Source organism: Lacticaseibacillus sp. 30 (assembly GCF_053819265.1).
Genome location: NZ_JBSOQX010000004.1, coordinates 81,991 through 105,406 on the forward strand (window position 1 = coordinate 81,991; position 23,416 = coordinate 105,406).

General features: G+C 42.5%; 25 protein-coding genes. 4 read left to right on the forward strand and 21 right to left on the reverse strand.

Going from position 1 to position 23,416, the window contains the following annotated elements; all coding sequences use genetic code 11:
- Nucleotide 1: 1 nt before the first annotated feature.
- The 3 genes from ACWPAB_RS03970 to ACWPAB_RS03980 all read right to left on the reverse strand — a co-directional run bounded on the left by ACWPAB_RS03970 (nucleotide 2) and on the right by ACWPAB_RS03980 (nucleotide 2,657).
- Nucleotides 2-562: an ECF-type riboflavin transporter substrate-binding protein gene (locus ACWPAB_RS03970; protein WP_003563290.1), complete on the reverse strand. Its 561-nt coding sequence runs from the start codon at nucleotides 560-562 to the stop codon at nucleotides 2-4.
- A 91-nt stretch (nucleotides 563-653) separates the two neighbouring features.
- Nucleotides 654-1,496, reverse strand: coding sequence for an SAM hydrolase/SAM-dependent halogenase family protein (locus ACWPAB_RS03975; protein WP_003583524.1), 843 nt, complete (start codon nucleotides 1,494-1,496; stop codon nucleotides 654-656).
- A gap of 273 nt (nucleotides 1,497-1,769) precedes the next feature.
- Nucleotides 1,770-2,657, reverse strand: a complete 888-nt coding sequence (locus ACWPAB_RS03980; protein ID WP_003586833.1) for a LysR family transcriptional regulator — start codon at nucleotides 2,655-2,657, stop codon at nucleotides 1,770-1,772.
- Between the two features lie 153 nt (nucleotides 2,658-2,810).
- Between ACWPAB_RS03980 and ACWPAB_RS03985 the strand changes: the two genes are divergently transcribed.
- Both ACWPAB_RS03985 and ACWPAB_RS03990 read left to right on the forward strand, forming a co-directional pair.
- The gene (locus tag ACWPAB_RS03985) at nucleotides 2,811-4,088 is read left to right on the forward strand and encodes an FAD-dependent oxidoreductase (RefSeq protein ID WP_003586832.1); all 1,278 of its coding nucleotides are present in this window, start codon (nucleotides 2,811-2,813) and stop codon (nucleotides 4,086-4,088) included.
- 1 nt (nucleotide 4,089) lies between these two features.
- Nucleotides 4,090-5,574, forward strand: a complete 1,485-nt coding sequence (locus ACWPAB_RS03990; RefSeq protein WP_003586830.1) for an SLC13 family permease — start codon at nucleotides 4,090-4,092, stop codon at nucleotides 5,572-5,574.
- Between the two features lie 166 nt (nucleotides 5,575-5,740).
- Here ACWPAB_RS03990 and ACWPAB_RS03995 read toward each other — a convergent pair whose 3' ends face one another.
- The 6 genes from ACWPAB_RS03995 to ACWPAB_RS04020 form a co-directional block, all read right to left on the reverse strand.
- Nucleotides 5,741-6,634, reverse strand: coding sequence for a class II fructose-bisphosphate aldolase (locus tag ACWPAB_RS03995; protein WP_003586828.1), 894 nt, complete (start codon nucleotides 6,632-6,634; stop codon nucleotides 5,741-5,743).
- Nucleotides 6,635-6,822: 188 nt separating this feature from the next.
- Nucleotides 6,823-7,671 (reverse strand): mannose/fructose/sorbose PTS transporter subunit IID, encoded by an 849-nt coding sequence (locus ACWPAB_RS04000; protein ID WP_003586826.1) that lies wholly within the window; start codon nucleotides 7,669-7,671, stop codon nucleotides 6,823-6,825.
- Between the two features lie 18 nt (nucleotides 7,672-7,689).
- A complete protein-coding gene (locus ACWPAB_RS04005) occupies nucleotides 7,690-8,523 on the reverse strand; it encodes a PTS mannose/fructose/sorbose transporter subunit IIC (protein WP_003586825.1) in 834 nt (277 codons plus the stop codon).
- A gap of 13 nt (nucleotides 8,524-8,536) precedes the next feature.
- Nucleotides 8,537-9,031, reverse strand: coding sequence for a mannose/fructose/sorbose PTS transporter subunit IIB (locus tag ACWPAB_RS04010; protein ID WP_003586823.1), 495 nt, complete (start codon nucleotides 9,029-9,031; stop codon nucleotides 8,537-8,539).
- Nucleotides 9,031-9,447: a PTS sugar transporter subunit IIA gene (locus ACWPAB_RS04015; RefSeq protein ID WP_003586820.1), complete on the reverse strand. Its 417-nt coding sequence runs from the start codon at nucleotides 9,445-9,447 to the stop codon at nucleotides 9,031-9,033. The genes ACWPAB_RS04010 and ACWPAB_RS04015 overlap by 1 nt, the downstream gene beginning before the upstream one ends.
- 30 nt (nucleotides 9,448-9,477) lie before the next feature.
- Nucleotides 9,478-10,278, reverse strand: a complete 801-nt coding sequence (locus ACWPAB_RS04020; protein WP_003586818.1) for an SDR family oxidoreductase — start codon at nucleotides 10,276-10,278, stop codon at nucleotides 9,478-9,480.
- Nucleotides 10,279-10,414: 136 nt separating this feature from the next.
- On the opposite strand from ACWPAB_RS04020, the gene ACWPAB_RS04025 reads away from it, so the two are divergent.
- On the forward strand, nucleotides 10,415-11,371 hold the full coding sequence (locus ACWPAB_RS04025) for a sugar-binding transcriptional regulator (RefSeq protein WP_003586816.1): 957 nt from the start codon (nucleotides 10,415-10,417) through the stop codon (nucleotides 11,369-11,371).
- Between the two features lie 130 nt (nucleotides 11,372-11,501).
- Nucleotides 11,502-12,740 carry an alcohol dehydrogenase catalytic domain-containing protein gene (locus tag ACWPAB_RS04030; protein ID WP_003586814.1) on the forward strand — a complete coding sequence of 413 codons (1,239 nt, stop codon included), beginning with the start codon at nucleotides 11,502-11,504 and terminating at the stop codon, nucleotides 12,738-12,740.
- Nucleotides 12,741-12,907: 167 nt separating this feature from the next.
- On the opposite strand, the gene ACWPAB_RS04035 is transcribed toward ACWPAB_RS04030, so the two are convergent.
- The 12 genes from ACWPAB_RS04035 to ACWPAB_RS04090 form a co-directional block, all read right to left on the reverse strand.
- A complete protein-coding gene (locus ACWPAB_RS04035; RefSeq protein ID WP_003586812.1) occupies nucleotides 12,908-13,648 on the reverse strand; it encodes a GntR family transcriptional regulator in 741 nt (246 codons plus the stop codon).
- A 96-nt stretch (nucleotides 13,649-13,744) separates the two neighbouring features.
- Nucleotides 13,745-14,308, reverse strand: a complete 564-nt coding sequence (gene hxlB, locus ACWPAB_RS04040; protein WP_003586809.1) for a 6-phospho-3-hexuloisomerase — start codon at nucleotides 14,306-14,308, stop codon at nucleotides 13,745-13,747.
- Nucleotides 14,305-14,967 (reverse strand): 3-hexulose-6-phosphate synthase, encoded by a 663-nt coding sequence (gene hxlA / locus ACWPAB_RS04045; RefSeq protein WP_003586807.1) that lies wholly within the window; start codon nucleotides 14,965-14,967, stop codon nucleotides 14,305-14,307. Before hxlA ends, hxlB begins: the two co-directional genes overlap by 4 nt.
- 12 nt (nucleotides 14,968-14,979) lie before the next feature.
- Complete coding sequence (locus ACWPAB_RS04050; RefSeq protein ID WP_016381739.1) at nucleotides 14,980-15,990, reverse strand: dihydroxyacetone kinase subunit DhaK; 1,011 nt, start codon at nucleotides 15,988-15,990, stop codon at nucleotides 14,980-14,982.
- A gap of 20 nt (nucleotides 15,991-16,010) precedes the next feature.
- Nucleotides 16,011-16,655, reverse strand: coding sequence for a dihydroxyacetone kinase subunit DhaL (dhaL, locus tag ACWPAB_RS04055; protein WP_003586804.1), 645 nt, complete (start codon nucleotides 16,653-16,655; stop codon nucleotides 16,011-16,013).
- 14 nt (nucleotides 16,656-16,669) lie between these two features.
- The gene (locus ACWPAB_RS04060) at nucleotides 16,670-17,854 is read right to left on the reverse strand and encodes a mannitol dehydrogenase family protein (RefSeq protein ID WP_012490960.1); all 1,185 of its coding nucleotides are present in this window, start codon (nucleotides 17,852-17,854) and stop codon (nucleotides 16,670-16,672) included.
- Nucleotides 17,855-17,863: 9 nt separating this feature from the next.
- Nucleotides 17,864-18,739, reverse strand: a complete 876-nt coding sequence (locus tag ACWPAB_RS04065; protein ID WP_003586799.1) for a PTS system mannose/fructose/sorbose family transporter subunit IID — start codon at nucleotides 18,737-18,739, stop codon at nucleotides 17,864-17,866.
- Nucleotides 18,739-19,488: a PTS mannose/fructose/sorbose/N-acetylgalactosamine transporter subunit IIC gene (locus ACWPAB_RS04070; RefSeq protein WP_003592321.1), complete on the reverse strand. Its 750-nt coding sequence runs from the start codon at nucleotides 19,486-19,488 to the stop codon at nucleotides 18,739-18,741. Before ACWPAB_RS04070 ends, ACWPAB_RS04065 begins: the two co-directional genes overlap by 1 nt.
- Nucleotide 19,489: 1 nt before the next feature.
- Complete coding sequence (locus ACWPAB_RS04075; RefSeq protein WP_003592319.1) at nucleotides 19,490-19,993, reverse strand: PTS sugar transporter subunit IIB; 504 nt, start codon at nucleotides 19,991-19,993, stop codon at nucleotides 19,490-19,492.
- On the reverse strand, nucleotides 19,993-20,439 hold the full coding sequence (locus tag ACWPAB_RS04080; RefSeq protein WP_003592317.1) for a PTS sugar transporter subunit IIA: 447 nt from the start codon (nucleotides 20,437-20,439) through the stop codon (nucleotides 19,993-19,995). The genes ACWPAB_RS04075 and ACWPAB_RS04080 overlap by 1 nt, the downstream gene beginning before the upstream one ends.
- Complete coding sequence (locus tag ACWPAB_RS04085) at nucleotides 20,432-21,232, reverse strand: sorbitol-6-phosphate dehydrogenase subunit (protein ID WP_003586764.1); 801 nt, start codon at nucleotides 21,230-21,232, stop codon at nucleotides 20,432-20,434. Before ACWPAB_RS04085 ends, ACWPAB_RS04080 begins: the two co-directional genes overlap by 8 nt.
- A 206-nt stretch (nucleotides 21,233-21,438) precedes the next feature.
- Nucleotides 21,439-23,382 carry a PTS fructose transporter subunit IIABC gene (locus ACWPAB_RS04090; RefSeq protein WP_003592314.1) on the reverse strand — a complete coding sequence of 648 codons (1,944 nt, stop codon included), beginning with the start codon at nucleotides 23,380-23,382 and terminating at the stop codon, nucleotides 21,439-21,441.
- Nucleotides 23,383-23,416 lie beyond the last annotated feature (34 nt).

A 23,416-nucleotide genomic window follows, 5' to 3' on the forward strand; every position in this document is an offset into this window, starting at 1 on the left:
ATTAAGACTCTTTCTTCAAACTGCCAGACCGCGTGCGTGTGGCTGCATAAGTGACCAATAAAATGGTGCCAATAACACCGGTCGCAATACTATTTGAGATAGCTGACACGATCCCTTGGACATAAACTTTATTTGCCGGCTCACTGTAAATCCAAATATCCAGTGTTGGTGCGATCAGACTCCAGCTCACCACATTCGTAATAATCTGCAACAGATTGAAGCTTACAATTTTCTTCATGCCAAAATTGCCCGCTTCGACATTGAAGCGACGCCAGAACAACCCGATCACCATACCGACTAAACCAGTCGTGAACACCCATGTCCACCATGGTGTCCCGTATTGCGTAAAATCATTCAAAGCATGCCCTAAAAACCCGATGAAAAAGCCAGCAATCGGGCCGAAAAGCGTTGCGATAAAGCCGAGAAAGCCATAAGAAATGTCAATGTTCGTATTTGCAATCCCTGTTGGAATCACCGCAAATCGTTTCAAAATAAACAAAATAGCCGTACCAATACCGATTGCCACCACTGTACGTACGCTCAAAGCCTTTTGATCACGCATATGATTGCCCTCCTTGTCAAACGTACCGTTACTTACCCGTGTTGAGCAGCCGCCAAAGCCATCGCCGCCAGCAGACTGTTCATGCATTCAATTATACCGAAAGCCGCTTCACCGTGATATGCCAATCAACCCCAGTGCCAATATGATACAGCTTTGAAAATGAGTCCTGATTGATCGCAACGCCAAGATTCAGTAATGAATTCACGTAAACCAGCGGCTCACCAACCCGCACCGCGGCAAATGTCCGGGTAAACGGCATCTGGTTTTGATAACGCAATTGATCGTGATAATAAATCGATACCTGAACAAACTCGCCAGCTGCAACACCAAGTTTCTTAAAGGTAGCCAACGGTATATTTGTCCACAACGAGCCAAATCGAATATCCAAAATGTCGATCGTACCGGCAATTTGATCAACGCCTTCTTTAACCTCACCCAATGGCAACATCACCACTTGCTCAGGTTCGATTTCTTTGCCAAGATCCTCAAAGGTGATCTGGCCACTTGCTAATTTAGCGCCATTGTAAGCGTAAATGTCACGACCATGGAACGTATGACTCTCTTGGCTGCCAGGCAAGGCATGCGATGCCTCATCAATCACACTCACCCGCTTCAATCCGACAAATTTTGCTAAATGCGTCAACGTCCCATTATCTGGCGTAATGATGAAATGATGATCTACCGTCTCCGCAATAATGCTACGCCGATCGCTACCGACACCAGGATCAACCACCGAAACAAAAACCGTCCCCTCAGGCCAATACTTCGTCGTTTGATACAACCGATAAGACGCTGCAAAAATATCATACGGCGGAATCTCGTGCGTCAAATCATGAATCGACAACTCACCATCAACGCCATAGGCCACGCCATACATCGCAGCAACCGCACCATCAACCAACCCAAAATCTGTTTGTAAGACTAACTTTGCCATTTTCTGTCCCCCTTGCGTCGACAGTCCCATTGGCGCCCAATCGGTTTGTCGAACGCGATCCTATTTTCTTCAGTATTCCAATTGCATCATTGACGATGTGCTTGTTGTGAACATAACCACCAAGATTTGAAATAACTGAATGTATTCTGAGTTTAGCCGAGAAATGTTCGGGTGTAAAGGTAAAGGTGCTATCTAACAAGCCAGATAGCACTGTCAAGACTTCAGTAAAGTCACAACACAAGTAACAGATTGAAGAAGGTTGCTAACATGATTCTACAAAGTAATATTTGCAGATTGTTGTATCAACGATCTAAATTCTTTTGCAACAGGCGAAAGCAGCTGATATTTTAACCAAGCACAGTAAACATCCCGATATCGAACTGTCTCGAAGGGCAGTATCGCAATATTAAAGTTTTCAAGCAAATAGATGCGAGGTATAACCGCAATTCCAATCCCAGCTTCCACCATTGCTGCCATCATGGCTGAATCGTCCACATACATTGCAACGTCAAGTTGATTTATATCAACTCCCAATATATTAGCCACATCATAATATGCACCACTTTGCGCACTAAAAGTAATGATGGGATATTTAAGGACATCTTGCTCGGAAACAGTATTCTGGTTTGCTAATTCGTGATTATTGCTAGTCATCACAACATAGGGTTCTCGCTTAATTAGCGAGAATTGCACATCGACATCACGTGGCGAATAAGAACAAATTCCTAAATCTATATCATGATTACGAATACTTTGAACTAGACGATTAGTGTTGCCTTGAACAACCTTAACAGTCACAAGATTCTCTGGATGAAATCTTTGATACGTCTTAATAACTTGAGGAACTATTGTGACACCAAATGAACCAGAAACGCCAATCGTCACGTTTCCAACATTACCATTTAAATACTGAGCAATCATTTCTTTACTTTCAATAACATTTCCGATGATCTTCTGCGCTTCTTTTTCTAGAATACTTCCGGCTCCAGTCAGATAACTAACCCTCTTCTCACTATAAAACAACGGTGTCTCGAACTCTTCTTCAAGTTTAATAATTGCTTGGCTCAAAGTTGATTGAGCGATATTCAATTGGTAAGCCGCCTCACTGTAAGATCCAACTCGCGCAAGCACCATAAAATATTTTAGTTGGTTAAGGTTCATGAGTATCCCCCTCGTTAGCTGTCAAAATTTGTATCGGTTTTATCGATACAAATATCGTACATAATCGATTGCACAAATGAAAGCGCTATCTTATTCTGTCGGTGTGATCTTTTGAACAGGTTGTTCAAACATTAGCGAGGAGGAGATGAATCAATGAACTTTGATTTAATTGTGATTGGTGGGGGAACTGCAGGTGTTCTAGCCGCCATAAAGGCTGCATCGAAGAAAGTTAAAGTTGCTATCGTTGAACAACACTCGGTCTGTGGAGGAAATGCCACTTTATCGGGACTGGCCGAATTCAACGCCGCATCATTCTTGAAAAAACCAATTTATCACGGATTTGAAAAGCAAATATTTGAAAAGCTACTTGAGCAAAAAGCCGGCAAATACTATTACCAGTTACCTATGTCTTCAGATAAGGATATTAAGGTAGATCGCCTTCGTTATAATCCGGAAATATTAAAACTGATTTTGGAAGAGCTATTGTCCAAAAATAATGTTCAAGTTTATTACAATACCACCTTTGAATCCGCTAAAAAAACCGAAAGCGGCTTTACAGTTCAAGCAGAAAATTTTGGTCATCCGCTTCGACTTTCTTCAAAATATCTAATTGACGCAACCAGTAACTCCCTAGTGGCTACTAGCCTTGGATGTCAAGTACAGCCAATGCATAGCAATGATATAGCTGTTTCAACACAGATATTCAGATTATCAAACATAGATTTACGAACACTTCAAGATTTTATCGATAGTGGTGCTTTGTCCGCAGTTGTCAATCAGGCATTTGATGAAGGCATTATTAAGGGCAAGATTCTGGCATTTGCGCCAATTCCGGGAACCATGGATGCAAGTGTCAATGTGACGAGAACCAACACTGATTATCGCGATGCACAACAACTTTCCGAGGGGCTCCGCGAAGGACGACAACAAATCAGTTCAATCGTGGCATTCATCAAAAAAAAGATTCCTGGATGTGATAAGGCTTACCTTTCCAACATCGCACCAATAATGGGTATTCGAGCGAGTGTTAAGCTCGATGGTCGATCAACACTAAAACTATCGGATATCAGCAATCTAAGAGAGTTCGATGACTGCGTTGGTGTTGGTTGTTATCCGGTTGATATTCACGATCCAATTACCAAAAAAGTCCATTTTCTAAAAATAAATGGAATCTACCAAATCCCATTTGCTGTTTGCTTACCTAAACAAGATTTAAATATAGCGGTGGTTGGTAAAGCCATATCAACGGATGCGGAAACATTCGCTGCAACTAGAGTAATGCCTATTGTCATGAATGTCGGAGAATCCGTCGGCGCTATCTTCGCTTACGCAATTAGCAATCAGAAAGATGTTTATAACTTACCTACATCTGAAATAAAAGCAGTTATGGATCAAGAAAATCTAATCACACGTACCTGTGAGGTAAACTAATATGCAAACCACAGCAAAAACAGCTAACAGACAAACTACCGTAAGAAAAATTAACGTCAAATTTATTATGCAGGTGATTTCATTCGCGCTTATCTTCCTATTTAGGTTCATTCCCGCTCCAGCCGGACTAACAGCCGACAGCATGCAAATGATAGGTATCTTTGTTGGTATGCTACTACTTTGGAATTTTGCCGGAATCGGGTGGACAAGTCTGCTTTGTATGACTACCATCGTTGTATTTCAAATCATGACTCAGACTGAGGTCTTTGCTAATGGATTGGGAAATTGGGTGAATTCCTTTCTTTACGCCTTTTTCATGATCAGCTATGTAATGGCCCAAACAGGTCTCTCAAAACGCATTGCAATTTGGTCAGTTTCTAATAAGTTTGCAAGCCGCGGGCCTTGGACTTTCATCATCATATTTCTCTTTGCATCAGTCTTCCTCTCAGCTTTCATGTCCCAAACCGCAGCTTTATTAGTATTTATACCAATTGCTGAGGAATTATTTAAAGAACTAGGATTGAAAAAGGGGGACCGATTACCTCAGATGATTATCTTAGGACTAGCAATGTGTGTGGGTATCGGATCCTCGATGACACCGATCGGACATGCTATCGTCTTAATTCCGCTAACCTTCCTTGCTCGCGACACAAACATCAATATTGATGTTTTATCTTACAGCATAATAGGCATCGTGACTGGTGTTCTTGTCTTTGCAGCGTTTATACTAATCTATAAGTTCTTTTATCGTCCAGATGTACGCCCTCTTCAAAATTTTGATTCAAAAAAACTGCGCGGCGAACTGCCTCCAATGTCTAAGCAAGAAAAAATCGCTGCGGTTGTTTTTGTCAGCGTTATTGCAATTTGGATTGTTCAAGGTACAATTGGAAATATTTTTCCTACCTTTGGAGCCTATATGTCCTCTCTTGGAAATGCGATTCCAGCATTTATCGGGGTTATACTACTCTGTTTAATTAATGTTGAAGGCAAACCAGTTATGGACTTTAAAGTGGCTTCAACACAAGGAGTTCCATGGAATACACTCATCTTCAACGCCGCAGTTTTAGTTCTTTCCGCCGCACTAGTTCAGGATAAACTAGGTATCACCAAATACTTTGCAAAAATTGTTGGTCCTATTGTTGGCGACTTTTCCAGTTTTCTGTTCGTACTAGTAGCCACGTTCCTACTTGTAATGTTAAAACAGTTTGTATCTAGCACTATCATGGCAACTGTCTTCTATTCTTTACTCATCCCATTAGCAATAACGCTTGGAAATGTTAATGTAGCAGCACTGACAGTTCTAATTGCAGCTGGTGCTTCCTATGCTTGGTCAACGCCGCCTTCAACAATTCCAATGGCACTTGCTGGTGGTTCGGGTTGGGTAGACCTGAGAATCATGCTGAAGTATGGGCTTGCTCTTGCACTAGTAGGTGTGGTCGTCTTATCCTTTGTCGGATACCCACTTGCATCCATTATTTTTAAATAAATCGGTCAGAAGCCTCGGTTTTCTGCATACAAAAGAGGTCGCGATACCTCAACAAGATATCGCGACCTCTTTATTTTGTTTAAAGCACTCGATGATTTCTAATGATCTCAAGAAGCGGTGTAGGTTCATTGAATCGTTCTCTAAAATACTGTCTTCCAAATAGAGATCAGAAATACGGTGTCAAGCGTTTCGCGTCTTCAAAGTAAAGCTTCGACTTATGATCACTACCAAACAGACGTATTTTTTCAGCAATCACTTTCTTCTGCGCCTCATCCGCATATGGCATCATAATCCATGGCTCGTATTCACCCGGTTTATCTGCAACAGTTTTAGCAATGCCATGATAAAACGGCACTTTAATATCTGTTGAAATATTTACCTTCGATATGCCATTTTGAATCGCTTCTCGAATCTTATTATCAGGATTATCTGATCCACCATGCAGAACTAGCGGCATCTGCAATGTTTCATTAAGTTGTTTCAAGATGTCAATTCGTATATCATTTTCGCCGCTTGGATATGGGCCATGAACTGTCCCAATTGCCACAGCTAGATCATCAACACCTGTTTCTGTGACAAATTGCTTAGCACTTTCGGAGTCTGTATAAATTCTACCCATATTCTGGTCTTCTGTGAACTTTCTATTCCCAATACTGCCAAGTTCTGCTTCAACGGAAACGCCAACACTGTGTGCAACTTCAACGACTTGTTTTGTTGTCTTCAGATTCTCTTCAAAAGGAAGTCCAGAACTATCAATCATGACAGAATTTGCCTGATCTTGAATTGCTCGCAGCACATCCGCCATATTCCTACCATGATCTAGATGAATGGCAACTGGAATGGTGGCGGTTAATGCTGCCTCTCGAATATATTTAAAGATGGCGCTCCCCATCAACTCATATTCAAGTGGATGAATTTCTAAGATCACCGGAGACTCTAATTTCTCGGCAACGGCAATGATATTTTTAACAAATTCGCTATTCCCGACATTGAATGCTCCAACAGCAAATTTATTTTGATACGCCGTTGTCACCAACTGTTTTGTCGATACAAGTGGCATAATTGAACAACCCCTCCCTAAATTACTTTCAAGCCGATTAGTACGATGAGGACACCCGCAATCATATACAGAAAATTGTATTTCTGCTTCTTGCCTTGTTTCTCAGGTTTCACTAAGAAACCGCTGGTCAAAAGAATGAGTCCGATTGCAATTATTAATGTGTTTTGATTGATCGTTTTAACTCACCCTTACTTCAAAATACCGAGCCAATAACCAACAATACCAACACCAAACAATGCGAAAATTAAAAGAATTGGACTAACTTTCTTTCGAAGCAGATACATGCACAGCAATGTCAATCCCAGAGCCAAGAGTCCTGGACAAAACTGATCTAAAATATTCTGCAACGTTGTGACTGTTGTTTTGCCATTAACGGTTGTCTTAGAAACAACTAACGGCACATTGATGGTTGTCCATTTTGTGACTAAAACGCCCATGATGAAGAGACCCAGTACGGTAGCGCCTTCGGTAATCTTTTGTAGAAGATTACCACTCATATCTTTAACGAGTGCCAGACCTCTTGAAAACCCTAATTGCAGCCCATACCATTTAAGCGATAGACGAACTGCGTTAAAAGCAACGAAGAATAGAATCGGGCCTAACCATGATCCTTGAAGGGCCAGTGACGCCCCTAGTGCCGCAAGAATAGGACGCAATGTCCCCCACATAAGCGGATCGCCGACACCTGCCAAAGGTCCCATCAAGCCAACCTTGAAGCTGTTGATAGTCCCATCATCGATTGGCTCACCGGCAGCTCTGCCTTCTTCTAGGGCCATGGTCACCCCAACAATCGGGCCACACATAGCGGGTGTTGTGTTAAAGAAAACAAGATGACGTTTCAAAGCCGCAACTTGATCTTCTTTCTTCGAATACACCCGTTTAATTGTTGGAATCATATCGACACAGAAGGCAAGTGCATGAATCCGTTCAAAGTTAAAAGATGCTTGTTGAAAGTTTTCGAACACAAAGGTCTTAAACATATCTCCCTTTGTAATCTTTGTTTTTAGTTTATTTACTTTTACTGGTTGATCAGCCATGATTCAATACACTCCCTTTCAGTCGTCCAACTCGTCTTCTGGTAAGGCAGCCGGGTGATCCCCAGCCGCTGCAACCGTCCCACCGGAGCCACCTGTGCCGTTATTATGATTTGTCGCAAACTTAGGATTCAATTGAACGTAGACAATCGCAAAGATCAGTCCAACAGCGCCCCAAGCTAGCAAACTTAGTTTCAAATAACCGCCGAGAACAAAGCCTAGATAGAAGAATGGCATTAAGTACTTAACACTCATCATATTAAGAATCATTGCGTACCCAACAACCACAATGAATCCTCCAGCTACTGCTAGTCCTCCAGTAATTACTTCTGGCAATGCATCTAACATGCTCTTAATCTCTTCTGGACTTACGAAAACCGCAACAATCGTGGTCGGAATTGAGACCCGGAGCGCTTGTACAATTAAGGCTGTAAAGTGTAACCATATGATGGCAGTAAAGTTCGCTTTTTCCGCCTCACGGTCAGCAGCATGTTGAAATGCCACCGTAACAGTCCGTGCCAGAACAGTGAGAACCTGACCTGCAGCCGCTACAGGCAAAGCAATCGCGATCCCCTTTTGAATATCCTGATTACCCACAATAACTAAGATCGTTGAAATGGTACTTGCCAAAGCTGAATCTGGAGACTGTGCAGCCCCGATATTCATCCAGCCGAGTGCAATAAGTTCGAGCGTACCGCCTAAAATGATTCCGGTTTTTGGATCGCCTAGAATCAGTCCCATAATCGAACACGCGATCAAAGGTCGATGTGTTTGAAATTCATCCAGAACGCTTCCCATACCGACTACGGAGGACCAGATGAAAATAAGAATAATTTGAATGGTAGAAATTGCCATTGATAGTCACCGCCTATTCCTTTCCAAAAACTTCATCGATTTTTGCTAAGATATCTGACGACGGGTCTGTCTTAACGACACGAAGATCGAGTTTTACGCCTAATTGGTGCAATTCCCGAAATGCTGCAACATCGTCTGCATCCAGAGAGACCGCTTTACTAATTTGAGTTTTTCCCTGCTTAAACTGCATACCACCAATATTCAATTTTTCTAGAGGAATGCCACCTTTTACTAAGTCCACAACTTCACGTGGGTTTGTAAATAGATAAAACACCTTCTCATTCTGGTACTTAGGATTGTTATAAACGGCAATTGCTTTTGGTACATCAACAATATTGACTTTCATGCCAGGAGGAGCTGCCTGCTTTAACAAGGTTTTCCGAATATCATCTTTATAAACTTCCGAACTGACAATAATAATGCGATCTGCGTTCGATTCTTTGGACCAAACTGTTGTAACTTGTCCATGAATTAACCGATCGTCAACTCGCGCAAGTGTGATAATCATCAGAAATCGTCCTCCTTTGCATTCGTTGTCATTTTCTCGCTAAGGCTCGTTGAAAACTCTTCTTTGATTTTCATCAAGTGTGAAACCAGTTGGCTAACGCTCATACTATTTGCGTTAACTGCGACCTCCAATAGCATTGGCAAACACATTCCCGCAACAACATCCGCCGCTTTCTTTTTCAAAACTAATTCTGCTGACGCATTGTAGGGTGTTCCCGAGAATAGATCAGTAATGATTAAAGTGCTTGCCGTTTTACCAGGTTCAATTGCCGAAACAATTTTGTCTGTCAGCGATTGCAACCCTTCTTTTGGCGTGAAATCTATTGGATGGAAATTTGGCACCTCACCATAAATCATCTCTACCGCTTCTTTAAAAGCCTTAGCAGTATGTGCATGCCCAACTAAAATTATTTCCATATCTAGCACATCTCCAATCTTAAAATCCTATTAACCACGCGATTTCCCGCCTGCAACATTGGTTGTGACGCCCGTGATGTAGCTAGCACGATCAGAAACAAAATAGTTGACTAGATCAGCCACTTCAGTAAGCTTTCCACTTCGACCCATTGGTGTTGTAGATGTGGACTTGTAGCCTGCTCTGATGGCTTCCACAGTTGTATCTCGGGTATATGCCAATGCTTCTTCATAATCAGGTGTTCTTAAGCCGGTAGCTTCCATGATGCCAGGTGCAACGCCAACAACTCGAATATTGTATTTGCCCAATTCTTTCGCCCATGAACGTGTAAAGCCATTGATCGCTCCCTTGCTAGCTGAATAGACACTCTGGCCGACAGAACCTTCTAGCCCTGCTTCGGAGGACATATTCACAATGACACCATGATGTTGTTTAACCATTCGGCGAGCCGCTGCCTGCGAAACCAGAAAAACGCTCTTAACATTGACATTGAAGATCTGATCGAACGTACGAGCATCAAGTTCATACTTTCCATGTGGCTCTGTTGGATCAACTAAGACGCGTGGCTTGTTAATGCCAGCATTATTAACAACACCCCAAATTTCGCCATTAATCTTCTCTGCTTCTGCAGCAAGATTTTCAACTTCTTCGGGATTCGTGACATCAGTCTTGAAATATGTTAGATGTTGATCCTCTAAAGTGCCCTTTTTTAGATCGCCATTGACGACATTAGCGCCATTCTGTAGCAACTCTTTGACGATGGCTTCCCCAATACCTGATGAACCGCCTGTGACAATAATTGTTTTTCCTGACAAGCCAAGCCAATCTGACATGATGCGTCTCCTTCCTACCTTCACAAATGTTAAATGTATGTTGTTACCTGTTTCACTTTTGATTATAATTGGAATGTAACCGGTTACAAGAAGACCGATCAATAATTTCACATTTGTGATTTTTGAGGTGACAATAATGTCAAATTTACCAAAGCGATATGATCGAGCAACATTAGTCAAAATATCTGACCTTTACTACATGCATGGTCTGACACAACAAGAGATCTCCGAAATCGCACATATTCATCGCACAGAAATAAGTCGAATTCTGAAGGCAGCCAGAGATGAAGGCGTTGTTTCAATTGCTATTAATCCCGAAACGACTGCGGTTAGCCAACTAGTAGATTTCTTCAAACAAAAGTACGGCCTTCGAGACGCCGTCATTGTCCCATCATCTGAGAATGGCGGTAATGAATTGAACGCATTAAGTGTCTACGCTTCTATGTTTCTGTCAAAAATCATCAAAAGCGATGATGTGATCGGTTTAAGCTGGGGATCAACTTTGTCCAGCGTTATCAGCCAATTTCCAACCGATAATAAACTCCATGGCATCAAAGTTGTCCCACTTGTTGGCGGACCAATGGGAAGAATTCCTTCGAACTATCACGTAAACTACCTGACACATCGGCTCGCGAATCGATTAAACGGAACGGCCTTTGTCTTGGACTCGCCAGCCTTTGTCAGATCAAAAGCCTTACGTAAAGAGCTGCTAGCTAATCCAAACACGCAAGAAATCCTTAGCCTGTGGACCCGTGTCAATATTGCAATCTTTGGGATGGGTAGCTCGCTCATCACTGATTCACCCGACTGGCAAGCCTTTTATGAGAACACAAACTTCAAGTCATATTTCAGCGCTGAAATGGTAGGCGATATCCTTTCCCATCCCTTCGATAAAAACGGCAAAGTAACTCGTGATATTGACTCTATTCTTGTTGCCCTCCCTTTATCCGCCTTAAAGAAAGTGCCATATTCTGTCGGAATTGCTTTTGGCGAAGATAAAGTCACTGCTATCCTTGCTGCTTTGCGTGGCGGACTCTTAAATACTTTGATCACAACTGAAGCAACAGCAAAATCAATAAAAGACTTGTCCTAACTATTTCACATTTGTGAATATTTGATAGCGCTTACTTGTCCATTTCTATTTACTGAATTACCATCAGTTTGTAGCCAAGATAAGTAAGCTTCTAAATTAAATATCACACTTGTGAATGGAGGACACGAACATGCAAAGCACAGCATTACGAATTTACGGTAAGAAGGATCTTCGAATTGACACCTTTGACCTTCCTGAGATGAAGGACGATGAAATTCTTGCAACTGTTGTGAGCGACACGATGTGTATGTCATCATGGAAACTTGCAATGGAGGGTGAAGATCATAAGAAGACACCAGATGACTTGGCCCATAATCCAGCAGTACTTGGCCATGAGTTTTCTGGGAAGATTTTAAAAGTGGGTAAAAAGTGGCAATCAAAGTTTCATGCCGGCCAAAACTACGTGATTCAACCAAATTTGGCTCGTCAAGATACGCCGTTTGTTCCTGGATACTCATACCCATATATTGGCGGCGATGCCACAAAGATTATCATCCCTGATGAAGTAATGACGATGGGCTGCCTAATTCCATTTGAGGGCGATGCTTATTATGAGGGCTCCTTATGCGAACCAGTAAGTTGTGTCATCGCAGCATTTAGAGCACAGTACCATGTTAACTTCCACTCTTATCAACCAACCACAGGGATTAAAGAGGGTGGCAATATGTTAATCATGGGCGGCACAGGCCCGATGGGGTTGCTGGCTATTGATTATGCATTACATGGTCCAAAGAAGCCATCTACGCTTGTTGTGACGGACGTCAATCAGGACAAACTGGATCGCGCAAAGAAACTGTACCCATCTGATTGGGTAGACATCAAATTTGTCAACGTCAACGGCTTGTCAATTGATGAACAGAAAGAAGCTCTTCTAGATGCAGTGGATGGCAGTGGGTATGATGACGCATTTTTGATGATCAGCGTTGCGCCGTTAGCAACTTTAGCAGACTCTCTGCTCAATCCTGACGGGTGCTTAAATCAGTTCGCAGGTCCAATGAAGAAAGACTTCTCAGCTTCTGTAAATTTCTATAACATTCACTATAATTTCACTCATTTTGTTGGTACATCAGGTGGCGATGCTAATAATGAAGCTGAAGCAGCACAGCTAATTGCCGAGAAGAAACTCGATGTCTCCAAAGTCATTACCCATGTTATGGGTTTGAATGACGCAGGTGAAACGACGATGAATCAACCTGAAATTGGCGGTGGAAAAAAGTTGGTTTACAGTGGCAAAAAATTCGATCGTATTGAATTGGCGAAAGTAGATCCTGCCACAGACCTAGGTAAAATTCTTGCCAAGCATGACGGTCTGTGGTCAAAAGAAGCCGAAGATTGGATTCTTGCAAATGAACCTGACTACGATGCTTAGACAAGCCACCCTCTACCGTCCTCAATGTTTAAAACTCTTAACTGCCTTTTAAACACGAAACTAGCTTGTAAAACTGAATATTAAAAAGTAGCGGACACATCGCCAAAAATGTGTTCGCTACTTTTTTTATCTAACCATGAATTGTAGCATTTAAGGCTACAAGTATTTCATTTAACTTGGATATCGAGTTCAATCGAACTGACGATACCATTATTTCTAGCCAATGAATATTCAACAACCCTACCAGCTTTATCAGATACTGTCGTTGCGACTAACTGAACTGCATCTCCCTCAGTGATTCGAAGATATTTGGCTTCTTTGCTCGTACTATTCGATGCCTGGAACTCTTTTTTACCATGCGAAACGATGACATTATATTGGTCTCTAAGCACCTTGTACAGGGAAGTGTTGTCTTTTAATACAGTTTGCAGTGTGGGCGCGACTTTCAGCGGTACAAAGGTTTCAACGTATTCAACTGGATCGCCATCCAATGATCGAACACGTTCAAAATAATTATACTGACTTACCTTACTACCAAATATTCGCTTTAAGCGGTTATCGGATGGGACAATTTTAGCACTTATGACTTTTGTTTCTGCATGGTGACCAGCGTGGGCAGCCATAGCATTGAAATTGGAAAGATTGTTAAGCCGCCATTCAGTTTCAGATGGAGAAGCTACAAACGTACCAATTCCACGTTTTTTCTCGAGCTTTCCCCTCTGGACCAACAAATTGATTGCTTTTCTAACTGTTTCCCGGCTAACAGAGAACTCATCCATAAGCTCGAACTCTGTTGGGATCATCTTGCCAACTTGATAGGTGCCATCTAAGAGTCGCTGTTCAACAGCGGATTCAATCATAATGTAAAGAGGAACGTTCTCGGCAAAATCGATCCGTTCTCCCTTCATGAAAATCGCCCCTTCCTACAAAAAAAGTACGCCTCACTCGCCGGTAATAGTCTTCATTGCCTCCGGCGCCCAAAGCGTACCAACTTAACTCTATTTTTACTCCAAATTTGCATGGCGGGCAAACATTTCGTTGTCGCCCTGTTTCGTCTCTTGCATCAAATATACCACAAGGGCATCATATACTAACCAGCTCAACTGTTCAAATGATGAGCCGTGGGGCTGGATTGATTGCCCATGTTCCGTATTTTCACCATCAACCTTTGAAGTAACCCCCGGAATAACGATATGCCAGTCGGATAGGCTGCCAATCGTATTTTCAGGAAATATCGTGAGTGTTCCAATATGAGCTCCAACCTGCTTAGCTTTCTTCGCATCACTAACTAGGCTTGCAGTCTCACCAGATCCAGAGCCAATGATTAGCAAATCCCCTTTCTGTATGGAAGGGGTAACAGTGTCACCAACAAAATTTGAATGAAATCCTAAATGCATGAGCCGATTGGCGAATCCACGAGCCGCAAATCCTGAACGTCCGGCACCAGCAAGAAAGATTCGTTTAGCATTCATAATTGAATTGATTGCCGACTGAAGTTGATCTGCCTTAACAAATTTAGCATTTTGAGTTAACTCTTCAAGGATCGTGTTCAAGCTTCGATCTGTCATTGTCTGCTTCCCTCCGTTTCATGCTTTTCGATTGCCTCACGAATCTTACGAGCCTCGTCTACTGGATCGTCAGCGTCAGCAAGCCCGCCTCCCATAATCACAACGTCAGGCTCTAAAGCTAGATATTGGTCAATAGTCTTGGAATTAATGCCTCCTGCAACTGAGACCCGGATTGAGTTTGTATTTGCTTTAACGATTCGAAGATCATTTAATGGCGTTCTTCCCATCTGCTGCTGGTCAAAACCTGTGTGCACAGAGATAAAATGAACCCCCATCGCCTCAACTTCCTTAGCACGTTCAGCCAAGTTTGGAATCTTAAGCGTATCTACAACCAAAATGGCATCTGCATCGTGTGCTGCATCTAAACATCCTTGAATCGTTTTGTCTTCAGCCACGCCTAACACAGTGACATACTTGGCGCCTGCTTGATAGCCAAGATCAGCCTCGTGATAACCGCCATCCATGATCTTTTCATCAGATAAAACTTCCTTGTTTGGAAATTCTTTAATCATCCGACGAACCGCATGCATCCCCTCATCAATGACTAAGGGTGTTCCAATCTCGATAATATCAATGTAGTCCTCGATGGTTCGTACAAACTTGACCGCATCATCTAATGAGAAAGAATCTAGCGCAACTTGATATTTTGTTTTGGTCAAAAGTACCACTCCCTAAAAGGTTTTAAATTCATTTGGTTGATAAGGCGTCTCTAAAGAGGACACGAGTTGTGATTCTGCTGGAACAAGGGTTAACGAAATACCATTCATATTAAGTGATGTGATGAAGTTACCGACATACACCTTGCTTAACGAATGATTTAATGTCTTAAATGCTTGATTCACAGCATCTGCCATAATGTACTGTTCCATTGGTGGCGTCGCTCCTAACCCCGAAATCATGGCTACAAAACTTGTTGACCTTTCAAGGGCATAATCATTCAAGAGAGCCTCGGTCATCTTTTTACCGATCATATTTGCAGACATCAGTTCAGGTGTATCAATCGCAGCTTCTCCATGGTGGCCAATACCGAATTCCATCTTTCCTTCAGGAACAACAAAATTTTCTTTTCCAGCAGACGGAATTTCTAGCGAGGACAGGCCGACCACAATACTGCGAATGCTATTGGACAGATTCTCAACCCTTGCAACGATTTCTTCTGCATCTAATCCTTGATCTGCTAGATAACCCGCAAAGCGCCAAGTAAAGAGGCCTGCAGCCATGCCATATCGTCTATCGATTTCTTCTTTAGGAGCTGAAGCGATATCATCTTTGCTAGTTAAAATATGAATTCGGACGTTCTGCCGGCCCGCCTTAGCTGCCGCCATCTTCATATTCATGACATCTCCAGCATAGTTCCCGATCAGGGCGATAACCTCGCCATCGATATTGGCCTCAAGAGCAGCATCCAAGAAGGCATCGGCCGGAGGAGAGGCAAAAACCTCACCGACTGCCACAGCATCAAGATAGCCTTTTCCTAAATAGCCTAGAAAAGCAGGCTCATGGCCACTTCCTCCTCCAGAGATCAAAGCCACTTTACGATGAGGATTTCTTTGGCGATTCACGAGAACACGAGCATTTCTCTCTGATCGCCGAACTTGATCTCCATGGACTAACAGATATCCATTCAGTTCGTCTTCGACCACTTTTTCTGGATCATTAACAAATCTTCGCAAGTCACTCATTAACTTCCCCCTCTTTAAAATTAAGCAACTAATTTCTCAACTTCTGAAATAAACGTTTGAAAGATCATGTTCATTGTCGTAGCTCCTGAATCTTGATGTCCGATCACTTTTTCACCAAGACGATGTCCGCGTCCATAAGCGGCCAGCATATTTGCAGTTGCTTTTAATCCTTCCTGAGCAGACCTTCCCATGGCCGTTAATGCACTTTGAGTAATTTGAGTTTGTTCCCATGATTCCTTGTAAGCATCCACTGCTGGAAAAAGAACATCGACAATGGTCTTGTCCCCCACCTTAGCTTCTGTAAGATAAGCAACTTGTTCCGCAGCAGCAGTCATCATGTCATATATCACCTGACCATCGATCGCCTGATGATCCTTCGACTCCGAGCTCATTGCTTCAAAGAAAAATCCGAAAAGTGGACCAAGCGAGCCGCCAACTTCATTTTCAAGTGCATGGGCTATTTTTTCAAAACCAGAAGACATCGTGTCATTTGCAACCGAAATCTTTTTCTTTGCCAGCGTCATACCTTTTGCTAAGTTAATGCCATGGTCTCCGTCACCAACGAAGCTATCCAGCTCACTTAAAGTGTCCTTCTCATTAATCAAGTTATTGATGATACGAATAGGAATAGTGACACCTTCTTTATTGGAAAATGATAGCGACAATCTGACCACCTCCTTCAGTTCGTTCGTTTTTCTTTTATTTGCTTAAACCGGTTGTAATGCTCCATGATTTGAGAAAAGAGTACAGATTCTTCAGCAATCCCTGTAAAGTGGACAATGGTTTGTTTTACTCCATTTTTCTCAATATAATGTTGTAGCTCGATGGCTTGTTGATCTGTATCAAGGTCAAACAGCAGTGCCGCGCTAATTCCTTTAACTAGTTGTTGATAAGGCAAGTTGCGATCTGCTAGTTGCTGGACAGGTTGAACTAACCGCTCCTGAGGGCCAATTTTCTGAATTGGATTACGTGATACTCTGGCAATTTGGTCAACCACGCCCGGCGTCATAAAACGATTGAGTGCAAATGAGATATAGTCATCTAGATCATCTTTTGAAAAACCATACTTTTTCTCAATTAGTACCGCACTTTCTTTCATGGCTTCTCGCGTTGCGCGTAGCAACGGCTTGTTTGCAAAAACATCTTGAATAACTTTATAGCCGTATACATGACCAACATATCCAGCCCAGCAATGGCCAGTATTGATGATGAAGAGTTTTCGTTCAAAATATTTGTGGATATCTGTCGTGTAAAAAGCATTTTTAATTGGTTCAACCCCCGGATTGACCAACTTTGTTTTATCAACCACAAGTTCAAACTCATCGCCAATATCAATAGCCGGCTCTCCATTCCTCTCAGATTTGAGGACTAAACGATCCACTTCGGTATCGGGAAATGCGGCAATTGACTCTAAATCGTTTTCCTTTATTTCTCCGAGTGCCAATACCTTCTTTCGTAGGACCCCTGAGTTGTTTTCTAGATTTTCACAAGCTAAAATATTTATTTTGGCCTTTCTAAGCTGCAACCGCGCCTTTAGGCCTTTAGAAAGTATGGGGGCAATCTTTTCCAAATTAGTTGCCAATACTGCTGTTGTGATGATATCAGCGTCCTTAATAGCATCAATCGCACCTTGCGTATCCTTCAGACTATTAATCGCGCTCACCTGATCAATAAAAACCTTTTGATAATTATGATTAATGAGATACAGATCGTATCCTCCGATAGCATTAATGCTACTAATAATGCTGTCATCAACGTCCAACATTGTGACCTGATAACCAGAATCATGCAGAAGCTTACCAATAAAACCTCTACCTATACTCCCTGAGCCAAAGTGTACTGCGCTTTTTTTCATTGTCTTCATGTCCTTCCGTTAACTTAGTGGCGCTAAGAAACCAGTAAAGGCGCCTAAAAGCGCAATTGCCACAATGAGCAACACAACGATTGACAGATTTTGGCTTCGTTTGTTAAGCCACCAGTAAATGAACATCACGACTGCAAGAGAAAGTAATCCAGGTGCAATACTGTCAAACACTTTCTGAAGAACAAATGTTGTATTCCCGGATCCAAAATTAATTTTGATGGGGGTCTTAACGGCAATATAAGTTGACGACAGCGCGCCCATCATGAACAACCCCATCGTTTTTGCACCTGTAATCAGTTGCTGAATTCTACCCGATGCGAGCATCTCCGTGATGGACTCACGGCCCGCTTTATAACCAATACCCGCTAAAGTACGTCCAACAATCACTTGAACAATTGGCAGTAGCAGCAGAACAAACGCGCCAATTGGATTGCCCGAGGCAGATAACGTAGCCGCCAGAGCAAATATAATCGGTTTCAATGTAGCCCAATCAATCGAATCACCAATACCGGCGAGAGGTCCCATTAAACCTGTTTTCACACCAGTAATTGCCTCTGAGGTAACATCTTCTCCATGTGCCTTTTGTTCTTCCATCGAAATGACAATGCCGTTGATAAGAGAACCAAATACGGCCTCTGTGTTATAAAAGACCAGATGCCGCTTGATGGCATCCTTTAAATCATTTTTTGTTTTATATAGTTTTCTCAGAATAGGTAGTAGCGAAACCGTAAAGCCTAAAGCCTGTAATCGTTCGTAGGAAATTCCCATTTCAGCAACAAGATAATAGAGTAACCAACTGTTCTTGACGTCCTTCTCAGTAATTTTAGGAGTCTGATTAGGTGAGGTGATGGTCTCTGCAGTTTGCCCTTTGTTTAATTCAGCCATTATAAAGTCTCCTCCTCTTCTCGTTTACCTTGTGCCAGAGAGATCAACAGAATCGCACACCCGCCAATGATAGCTGCACCCATGACAGGCAGTTTCAGATAAGCGACAATAAAGAATCCAATAAAGAACCACGGCAACAACTTCTTATCGCCAATAACAAACATGGTTAATGCAAATCCCAAGGCTGGTAATAAGCCACCCATAACGCCAAACCCATTCGTAAGCCATTTAGGGATAGCATCCATAAATGCAGTAACAGCTTTTGCCCCATACATATTGGCAATAAAAGGAACCGGAAAGCGATAAACGAATGACAACAACGTCGGATACACGATCGCTGACATGACCACTTGTTTAGGTTTACCTTCATCAGCAAATCGATCTGCCATATGAACAAAAACGATGTTGATCGTCTTTCTGAATTGATCTAAGAAAACACCTAAGACGCCGACAGGAACGGCAATTGTCACAGCGACAGCCGGACTGAGATGCGAAGCAATAGCAATTGGAATGGCAATTAATCCTGCCAGGCAGTCGTCCGCTGGCAAGTTTGATCCAGCAGCGACTAATCCGATATATAGAATTTGAATGGCGGCCCCAATAACAATTGCTCTCGTAAAATCACCCATAATGAGTCCAATAAATAATGCAGAAAACAGTGGTTGCCTCATCGCGTGAGTAAAACCATAACCAACATCGGTTTTCATGATCCAGTAATAAATACCGGTAAATATTGAAACACCCAACATGTTATTCCCCTCCAACCTTTGCTTTAGCTCGACTTAATGACAGTTTTGGCTCCTCTGGTGTGACTTGGAAGGACACTTCTGATCCTTTTGCTTGGATTTTCTCCAACTGATCAATATCGGCCGCACTTGCAAAAACTCCCTTAACAACCATCCCTTTACCATCACCTGACCCAAGACCGCCTACTTGAATGGTTTTAAAGTGCACACCAGCTTCACTTGCAGTCAGGGCATCGGCAATAGACCGGAACAAAAGTAGAATATTGCCCTTATCGAGTGATGAATCCGCTTTCAAAGATGCTTTTACAAATTGATCAATTGTTGCAATTTGTACCTTAACTCCAGGTGGTGCAGACATCGTATACACAGATGCCATAAATTTATCTTTAGCCAGTTCGTCATTTACGACAATGATTCGATTCGCTGCGGCTTTATTAGTCCATTTCGTGATGACCTGTCCATGAATCAACCGATAATCAATTCTGGTTAATTTCACACCATCCAGCATTACAATTCCCCCTCCTCAATTGAGGTTTCTGCCAACCTCTTTTTCAAATCAACAATGCCTTTCTTGCCCGATTCAACAAGCTTCTCTGCTACTTGACGCGGATCATTGTCCTTATTCTGATATCGCAACATCTCCGCTTCGATCAACATTCCCAAATTCAGGCCCGTAACGACCGCATAGTCGTGTTGACTTGCTATCTTTGAAATGACATTCGATGGTGTTCCCCCGAGTAAGTCAACTAAAATGATTGAATTCTCCGGAGCATCTCGCAAACTTGCCATCATTTGATGGATCAATTTCTCTGGGCTTTCCCCCTCAATTAGCGAAAATGTTTTAACTTCTTTTAGCTTGCCCATAATCATTTCCGCGCTAGCTAGAACTTCTTTAGCCATGTGACCATGTGATACAAGAATGATCCATGGTTCACGCTTATTAGAATTACCCATGGGACTTCCCTCCAGTAATGTTGACCACTGTGCCAGAAATATAACTAGAATGATCACTGGCAAGATAGATAATCAAATCAGCTATTTCGCTCAATCGCCCTACGCGTCTCAGCGGAATATTGCTCAGATATTTTTCAGCCTGTTTTTCTCGACTCTGTTTAAAATCCCCGCGTGTATAGCCAAGATCTGCTACATGCTGACTATTCCCCATCGGCGTCGGTTCATTAATTCCTGGTGCGACCGCTACCGCCCGAATATTTTTCGGACCCAGTTCCTTTGCGATTGAGAATGTTAAGGCATTCACCGCCCCCTTTGTTGCCGAATAAAGTGCTTGACCAACTGACCCTTCACTCCCGGCTTCTGAACTCATGTTAATAATGGTGCCACCGTTATTTGACAACAGATGTGGCATAACCGCTTGAACGCAATGAAGTACCCCTTTCACGTTGATGTCAAAGTGTCTATCAAAATCTCGATCATCATATTGATGCCCCGCCTCTTCGCCATAAAAATCGTAAATCATCTTAGGCGAGTTAATCGCAGCGTCATTGATCAAGACATCGATCCCACCCATCTTTTCAGCTGCTGAGTTAATCGCCGCGTTCACACGATTTTGGTCGCTAATATCACACTCAAAAAAGAAATATTGGCCTTCATACTCCGATGGCTTAACGTCAAGACAGGATACTTTCGCACCACTTGCCAGCATTTGCTTGACGATTATGCTGCCTATACCAGAACTGCCACCTGTGATCACAACTCTTTTTCCAGCAAGACTGATCCAATTTGTCATACAAACCTCCACACTTTTATTTGTCTAGACGTCCGGTCATCTCGACATCATAGTAGCATCTAATTTTCACTTTGTAAACGCTTACGGTTTAAAAATTAAAATTGCTCAAATAAACAGCATTAAAAAAGCCCGGTATAGTCGCAACTATAACCGAACTTTCTGAGGACAAATAACCCGCCATATTCACTTTGAGATTTGCATAAAGCTTAGATAATACCGGCAGCCATCCGTTGATTCATTTGCTGCTCATTCAAAGTCTTTTTGGTAAAGCCTAAAATGAGCGCCGTAATGACTGTTCCAACTAAGATACAACCAATATAAAGAATTGGCTTGTTGCAAGCAATTGGGATGACAAAGATCCCGCCATGTGGTGCTTGCAAAGTAATACCTGCTGCCATGCAGAGTGCGCCACCGACTGCACCGCCGATAATATTTGCTGGGATAACTCTTAATGGATCGGCTGCGGCAAATGGGATTGCGCCTTCTGTAATGAAACTTGCTCCCAATACCCAGTTAGCCTTGCCCGCTTCGCGTTCTTGGATTGTAAACTTGCGCTTAAACAATACGGTTGCAAGTGCAATGCCGAGCGGAGGAACCATACCACCAACCATCAATGCCGCTGAAGGTCCATAAATCTTTGAAGCGAACATTGCAAGTCCAAAAGCCGAAGCAGTCTTGTTGATTGGACCACCCATATCGGAGGCCATCATGCCGGCAAGAAGTGCTCCCATCAAGAAAGCATTCACGCCCGTCATGGATTTCAACCAGTTTGTCAGGAACCCAATCATATTCGACATTGGTGTATTTAGAAGGAAAAACATGACGAGCCCGACAATAAAGGTTGCTACGAGCGGGATCACTAATACCGCCATAATACCTTTGTATGAGTGAGGAACATTCTGTGTCTTTTTGACAATGAATCGAGTAACATACCCAGCTAAGAAACCAGCGACCATGCCCCCTAAGAAGCCTGACCCGCCATTGACGGCCATCATACCACCGATCATACCAGGGGCTAGGCCTGCTTTATCTGCAATACTCCAAGAAATAAAGCCACCGAGAATCGGAACATAGAGTTTAAAGGCCGCATTACCGCCGATTTCATTGAAAAATGCTGCCCAAATATTGTACTGATCACTCTTCGGATCTGAAGCGTAGATACCAAACATAAAGGAAATGGCAATAAAGATACCGCCGACGACAACAAATGGAATCATATAGGACACACCACTCATGATGTGTGTGTAAAAAGCGCGGGCAAATTTGCCGCCCCCAGTCAAATCTTCTTCAGGTTTGGTTTCTTTCCCTAAAGCTGCTTCAAGGTTCTTATGCGTCGGAGCAGATTTTGGACTTGTTGCATCTTTCTCTAAAGCTTGATCAACAACTGAACTCGGTTGGTCGATGGCACGCTTAACAGGTACGTCCAAGAAAGGCTTTGAGCCAAAAACTGTGGTATCAACTTTGACATCATGCGCCACCACAATCGCGTCAGCTTCTTCAATATCTTTTGAGGTAAGTCTATTTTCAACACCAGTAGAACCATTGGTTTGAATTTTGACCCGCATGCCTCGCTTTTTAGCCTCATTGGCCAGTGCCTCAGCCGCCATATACGTATGTGCAATACCGGTCATACAAGCACTAATCCCGACAAGATACTTTCCAGCAGCTTCTCGTGCTTGCGAAATATCTGTTTCAGTATTTTTCTTAGCATCCTCTTGAACAAGAATTTCGTACATTTCATTAGGGTCTGCTGCAGTTATCAATTTAGCTCGAAAACTCTCATCCATTAAAAAAGTCGAGATCTTTGACAACATCTTCAAATGTTCGTCTGAAGCGTCCTCCTCAGCAGCAATCATGAACACTAAATTAACTTTTTCCTGTCCCCACGGAATACCAGAGAGATCTCTAAAGACACTGATCGTTGATTTTTTAACCGCGCTAGTTCGAGCGTGCGGGATTGCAACGCCATATCCAACTGCAGTTGAAATCTCATTTTCGCGTTGATAGATAGCCTTACTGAATGTATCTGCGTCTTGAACATAACCATTCAGTTTTAGTTTATTGATCATGCGTGCAATGGCTTGATCTTTCGTCATTGGTTCAATGCTAGTATCAATATTCTTAATATCAATTAATTCGTCAATACGCATTTTGTTCACCTCCAAGCTTGGATTCCTCGATCAT

Excerpts from the sequence above, each read along its gene's own strand:
- ACWPAB_RS03975 (WP_003583524.1), bottom strand. The coding sequence starts at position 1,496 with ATGGCAAAGTTAGTCTTACAAACAGATTTTGGGTTGGTTGATGGTGCG.
- ACWPAB_RS04065 (WP_003586799.1), bottom strand. The coding sequence starts at position 18,739 with ATGGCTGAATTAAACAAAGGGCAAACTGCAGAGACCATCACCTCACCT.
- ACWPAB_RS04050 (WP_016381739.1), bottom strand. The coding sequence starts at position 15,990 with ATGAGTGACTTGCGAAGATTTGTTAATGATCCAGAAAAAGTGGTCGAA.
- ACWPAB_RS04080 (WP_003592317.1), bottom strand. The coding sequence starts at position 20,439 with ATGGGTAATTCTAATAAGCGTGAACCATGGATCATTCTTGTATCACAT.
- ACWPAB_RS03995 (WP_003586828.1), bottom strand. The coding sequence starts at position 6,634 with ATGCCACTTGTATCGACAAAACAGTTGGTGACAACGGCGTATCAAAAT.
- ACWPAB_RS03980 (WP_003586833.1), bottom strand. The coding sequence starts at position 2,657 with ATGAACCTTAACCAACTAAAATATTTTATGGTGCTTGCGCGAGTTGGA.
- ACWPAB_RS04025 (WP_003586816.1), top strand. The coding sequence starts at position 10,415 with ATGTCAAATTTACCAAAGCGATATGATCGAGCAACATTAGTCAAAATA.
- ACWPAB_RS04085 (WP_003586764.1), bottom strand. The coding sequence starts at position 21,232 with ATGACAAATTGGATCAGTCTTGCTGGAAAAAGAGTTGTGATCACAGGT.
- ACWPAB_RS04035 (WP_003586812.1), bottom strand. The coding sequence starts at position 13,648 with ATGAAGGGAGAACGGATCGATTTTGCCGAGAACGTTCCTCTTTACATT.
- ACWPAB_RS04030 (WP_003586814.1), top strand. The coding sequence starts at position 11,502 with ATGCAAAGCACAGCATTACGAATTTACGGTAAGAAGGATCTTCGAATT.
- ACWPAB_RS04090 (WP_003592314.1), bottom strand. The coding sequence starts at position 23,382 with ATGCGTATTGACGAATTAATTGATATTAAGAATATTGATACTAGCATT.
- ACWPAB_RS03990 (WP_003586830.1), top strand. The coding sequence starts at position 4,090 with ATGCAAACCACAGCAAAAACAGCTAACAGACAAACTACCGTAAGAAAA.
- ACWPAB_RS03985 (WP_003586832.1), top strand. The coding sequence starts at position 2,811 with ATGAACTTTGATTTAATTGTGATTGGTGGGGGAACTGCAGGTGTTCTA.
- hxlB (WP_003586809.1), bottom strand. The coding sequence starts at position 14,308 with ATGACAGATCGAAGCTTGAACACGATCCTTGAAGAGTTAACTCAAAAT.
- ACWPAB_RS04020 (WP_003586818.1), bottom strand. The coding sequence starts at position 10,278 with ATGTCAGATTGGCTTGGCTTGTCAGGAAAAACAATTATTGTCACAGGC.
- ACWPAB_RS04060 (WP_012490960.1), bottom strand. The coding sequence starts at position 17,854 with ATGAAGACAATGAAAAAAAGCGCAGTACACTTTGGCTCAGGGAGTATA.
- ACWPAB_RS04070 (WP_003592321.1), bottom strand. The coding sequence starts at position 19,488 with ATGTTGGGTGTTTCAATATTTACCGGTATTTATTACTGGATCATGAAA.
- ACWPAB_RS04015 (WP_003586820.1), bottom strand. The coding sequence starts at position 9,447 with ATGGAAATAATTTTAGTTGGGCATGCACATACTGCTAAGGCTTTTAAA.
- ACWPAB_RS03970 (WP_003563290.1), bottom strand. The coding sequence starts at position 562 with ATGCGTGATCAAAAGGCTTTGAGCGTACGTACAGTGGTGGCAATCGGT.
- ACWPAB_RS04010 (WP_003586823.1), bottom strand. The coding sequence starts at position 9,031 with ATGATTATCACACTTGCGCGAGTTGACGATCGGTTAATTCATGGACAA.
- ACWPAB_RS04000 (WP_003586826.1), bottom strand. The coding sequence starts at position 7,671 with ATGGCTGATCAACCAGTAAAAGTAAATAAACTAAAAACAAAGATTACA.
- ACWPAB_RS04005 (WP_003586825.1), bottom strand. The coding sequence starts at position 8,523 with ATGGCAATTTCTACCATTCAAATTATTCTTATTTTCATCTGGTCCTCC.
- ACWPAB_RS04075 (WP_003592319.1), bottom strand. The coding sequence starts at position 19,993 with ATGCTGGATGGTGTGAAATTAACCAGAATTGATTATCGGTTGATTCAT.